This window comes from uncultured Stenotrophomonas sp., assembly GCF_963519925.1.
Classification (GTDB): Bacteria; Pseudomonadota; Gammaproteobacteria; order Xanthomonadales; family Xanthomonadaceae; genus Stenotrophomonas; species Stenotrophomonas maltophilia_AE.
Genome location: NZ_CAUQPH010000216.1, coordinates 1 through 4,120 on the forward strand (window position 1 = coordinate 1; position 4,120 = coordinate 4,120).

A 4,120-nucleotide genomic window follows, 5' to 3' on the forward strand; every position below is an offset into this window, starting at 1 on the left:
GGCGATGGCGGCGGCGTCGACGCGCTGTTGCCCGCCCTGCAGGCCTGCTACCCCCAGCTTCCCGAAGCGCTGCTGCACGGGCTGGCCCGTCGCCATGGCACGCGCACGCGCGCGCTGCTGGGCGATGCGCAGACCGTTGAAGCGCTGGGCATGCACTTCGGGGCGGGCCTGTACGCGCGCGAGGTTGATTACCTGGTCGAACACGAATGGGCCACGCATGCCGAGGATGTGTTGTGGCGCCGCACCCATTCCGGTCTGCGCCTGGACGCGGCGCAGCAGGCGCGGCTGGCAACGTACCTGGCAACGCCGCTGGCACCGGCCCAGGCGCCCGCCACGAACCCGTAGTGCCGACCACCGGCCAGCGGCCGCCACTACGCTATCCTCCAACGGTCATCGCCGTCGGGGTGTCTGCATGGAAAAAAAGTTCGTACTCGCCATCGACCAGGGCACCACCAGCTCGCGCGCGATGCTGTTCGACCGTGCGGGGCGCGTTGCCGGCGTGGCCCAGCGCGAGTTCACCCAGCACTTCCCGCAGCCGGGCTGGGTCGAGCACGATCCGCGCGAGATCCTGACCAGCGTCTACACCACGCTGACCGAACTGCTCAACCGCGAACAGGTCGACCCACGCCAGATCGCGGCGATCGGCATCACCAACCAGCGCGAAACCACCGTGGTCTGGGACAAGGCCACCGGGCAACCGATCCACAACGCAGTGGTCTGGCAGTTGCGGCAGAGCCAGGCGATCTGCGAACAGCTCAAGGCCGACGGCCACGAACCGTTGATCCGTGCGCGCACCGGGCTGCTGGTGGATGCGTATTTTTCGGCGACCAAGATCCGCTGGATCCTCGACCACGTGGACGGCGCACAGGCCCGCGCCGAGCGCGGCGAGCTGCTGTTCGGCACCATCGACAGCTGGCTGGTGTGGAACCTCACCGGCGGTGCCGCGCACGTGACCGACTACAGCAACGCCGCGCGCACGCTGCTGTTCAACATCCACACCCTGGCCTGGGACGATGACCTGCTGGCGTTGCTGGACATCCCGCGCGCCATGCTGCCGGACGTACGCAGTTCCAGCGAGGTGTACGGCACCACGCGCGCGCAGTTCTTCTTCGACCAGCACATCCCCATTGCCGGGATCGCCGGCGACCAGCAGGCGGCGCTGTTCGGCCAGGCCTGCTTCGCACCGGGCATGGTCAAGAACACCTATGGCACCGGCTGCTTCATGCTGATGCACACCGGCGCGCGCGCGGTGGAATCCAGCAACGGGCTGCTCACCACGATCGCCTGGGGCATCGACGGCGGCGTGGAGTACGCGCTGGAGGGCTCGATCTTCGTGGCCGGCTCGGTGGTGCAGTGGCTGCGCGACGGCCTGCGCATGTTCGGCAAGTCCAGCGACTGCCAGGCCTACGCGGAACGGGCGCCGGACAACGGCGGGGTGTACATGGTGCCGGCCTTCGTCGGCTTGGGTGCGCCCTACTGGCGCAGTGACGTGCGCGGGGCGGTGTTCGGCCTCAGCCGCGGCACCACCAAGGAGCATTTCATCCGCGCGGCGGTGGAGTCGATGGCCTACCAGACCCGTGACGTGCTGGCCGCGATGCAGGCCGACGCCGGCATCGCGCTGACCGAACTGCGCGCCGATGGCGGCGCGATCGCCAACGATTTCATGGCCCAGTTCCAGAGCGACCTGCTCGGGGTGCCGGTGCTGCGGCCGCAGGTGGCCGAAACCACTGCACTGGGCGCCGCCTACCTGGCCGGGCTGGCCACCGGGTTCTGGGCCAGCCGTGCGGAGATCGCCGAGCAGTGGGCGGTGGATCGGCGTTTCGTGCCGCAGATGGCGGTGGAACAGCGCGAGGCGTTGTACGCTGGTTGGCAACAAGCGGTTGAAGCGACGATGGGGTTCCGGGTGCCGTGATGTTCGCTTCGATCATTGCCGCGCGTTCGCGGCCAGCCACGCAGGGCGTGGCTCTACCTCACTGCCAGGGGCTTCGGGGACGACCCGATAGCCCGGGTATGGCTTTCGGTCAGAACGCCGGCAGCACGGCGCCTTTGTACTTCTCGGCGATGAAGGCTTTGACTTCCGGGCTGGTCAGTGCCTTGGCCAGCTGCTGTACGCGCGGGTCGTCCTTGTTGTCCGGGCGCGCGACCAGGAAGTTCACGTACGGCGAGTCCTTGCTTTCGATCGCCAGCGCATCCTGGGTCGGGTTGAGGCCGGCGTCGAGGGCGTAGTTGGTGTTGATCAGGGCCAGGTCGACCTGGTCGAGCACGCGCGGCAGCATCGCCGAATCGAGCTCGCGGAACTTCAGCTGCTTCGGATTGGCGATGATGTCGCGCTGGGTGGCCAGTGCGTTGCTCGGGTCCTTCAGCGTGAGCACGCCGGCCTTGTGCAGCAGGATCAGCGCGCGGCTGTTGTTGCTCGGGTCGTTGGGAATCACCACGTCGGCGCCGGTGGGCAGCTCTTCAAGCGTCTTGAAGCGGCGCGAGTAGGCGCCGAACGGCTCGATATGCACGCCGATGACCTTGGTCAGGTCGGTCTTGCGGTCGCGGTTGTAGGCGTCCAGGTAGGGCTCGGTCTGGAAATAGTTCACGTCCACCTGCTTCTGCACCAGCTGGTCGTTGGGCTGCACGTAGTCGTTGAACACCTTTACGTCCAGCTCCAGCCCTTCCTTCTCAAGGATCGGCTTGACCACGGCCAGGATCTCGGCATGCGGCACGGCGGTGGCGGCGACCACCAGTCGGCTGGAGTCGGCGGCGGGCTTGCCGCAGGCGGCCAGCGCCAGCGAGGCGGCCAGCAGCGGGAGCAACAGGTACTTTTTCATGGGGGCGGAATCCGAGGGGCTGCGTCAGCCCCCAACCATACCGCAAGCCCCGGCACGGCGGGTATCCCGGCCAGCCACGCTGGTCCCCAATGCCGTAGAGCCACGCCCTGCGTGGCTGCCCGGGATACCCGGACCATGCCCGACGTCAGCCGGGCGCGGGGTCAGGCGTAGTTGGTCAGCGCCAGCTCCAGCAGCGACTTGGCCTGCTCGCGCAGCATGGCCGGCTCGATGATCTCCGCGTCCGAACCATAGTGCAGCACGTCCATCAGCAGCTCGCGCGAGACGCTGTAAGGCACCTTGAGCTCATAGCGGCCGTCGGCCAGGAATCGCCCCTGCTGCCTGGAATGCCAATGCTCGTCGGCCACCCAGCGCGCGGCCTTGGCACTGAACACGATCGTCGCCCAGCCCTTGGGCGGGCCGGAGAAGATCCCGTAACTGGCGCCCAGCTGCTCGTCCAGTTCGCTGTCGGCGACATCGCGCGCGGTGGTGTCGACCACGCGGGCCTTGTAGATGCGGTCCACGGCAAAACTGCGCAGGCCCTCGCGGCCGTGGTCCCAGGCATCCAGGTACCAGTTGTCGCGGTAATGGGTCATGCGCTGCGGCGAGACCGTGCGCTTGGTCGCCTCGTCGGTGGAGCGGGCGCGGTACTCGAAGGCCAGCTGCTTCCGCTCCAGCACCGCCGAGGCCACCGCGCGGAAGCTGGCTTCGTCGAATTTGCGGCCACGGTGCGGAATCACCCGCACCCGGTCCACCGGCCAGCTGGACACGCCGGCCTGCGCGGCCAGCAGCCCCTCGATGCGCTGCTGCAGCGGTGCCAGCACCGAGGACAGCACGCCGCCCCCGGTACGCGCCAGCAGGTGCTGGGAGGCCAGCAACGCGTGCAGCTCCTCGGAGCTGAGCCAGAGGCCGGGCAATTCGAAACGGGCGCTCTCGTCGTCCTGGTAACGGAAACCGGCCTCGCCGTCACCCTCGACCGGGGCCATCAGCGCGTCGCGCAGGAAGGCCAGGTCGCGGTAGACGGTGGCGCGCGAACAGGCCAGCTTTTCCTGCAGGGTCGCCACCGTGACCGGATAGCGGGCGGACTTCAGCAGGCGATGCAGGGCATTGATACGTTCATATCGGTCCATGACCCGATTATGTCCGAGTCGCCGCCGTTGTGGCGGCCTCGATCCGAACTTCCGCTATCGTGAAGCCCCTGCCCGCCCCCGCTGCCCCCACCATGCGCCTGTTGCCTGCCGTTGCCTTGCTGTCCCTGCTGCTGTCCGCGTGCGGACGAGCGCCCGCGCCCGCGCCCGCCCCGGCCA

At 68.3% G+C, this 4,120-nt stretch carries 4 protein-coding genes; 2 read left to right on the forward strand and 2 right to left on the reverse strand.

Annotated features, from left to right (window positions below):
* Both RWO33_RS19575 and glpK read left to right on the forward strand, forming a co-directional pair.
* On the forward strand, window positions 1-345 hold a 345-nt coding region (locus RWO33_RS19575; RefSeq protein ID WP_314107066.1), incomplete at its 5' end, for a glycerol-3-phosphate dehydrogenase C-terminal domain-containing protein.
* Between the two features lie 67 nt (window positions 346-412).
* Window positions 413-1,912 carry a glycerol kinase GlpK gene (gene glpK / locus RWO33_RS19580; RefSeq protein ID WP_314107067.1) on the forward strand — a complete coding sequence of 500 codons (1,500 nt, stop codon included), beginning with the start codon at window positions 413-415 and terminating at the stop codon, window positions 1,910-1,912.
* Between the two features lie 109 nt (window positions 1,913-2,021).
* Here the strand turns inward: glpK and RWO33_RS19585 are convergent, their stop codons facing one another.
* Together RWO33_RS19585 and RWO33_RS19590 are read right to left on the reverse strand one after the other, a co-directional pair.
* Window positions 2,022-2,816, reverse strand: a complete 795-nt coding sequence (locus RWO33_RS19585; protein ID WP_314107069.1) for a MetQ/NlpA family ABC transporter substrate-binding protein — start codon at window positions 2,814-2,816, stop codon at window positions 2,022-2,024.
* Between the two features lie 161 nt (window positions 2,817-2,977).
* Window positions 2,978-3,943 (reverse strand): YafY family protein, encoded by a 966-nt coding sequence (locus tag RWO33_RS19590; protein WP_145479105.1) that lies wholly within the window; start codon window positions 3,941-3,943, stop codon window positions 2,978-2,980.
* Window positions 3,944-4,120 lie beyond the last annotated feature (177 nt).

Bases quoted from the DNA above. Each gene is read 5' to 3' on its own strand.
- glpK (WP_314107067.1), top strand. From the start codon at position 413: ATGGAAAAAAAGTTCGTACTCGCCATCGACCAGGGCACCACCAGCTCG.
- RWO33_RS19585 (WP_314107069.1), bottom strand. From the start codon at position 2,816: ATGAAAAAGTACCTGTTGCTCCCGCTGCTGGCCGCCTCGCTGGCGCTG.
- RWO33_RS19590 (WP_145479105.1), bottom strand. From the start codon at position 3,943: ATGGACCGATATGAACGTATCAATGCCCTGCATCGCCTGCTGAAGTCC.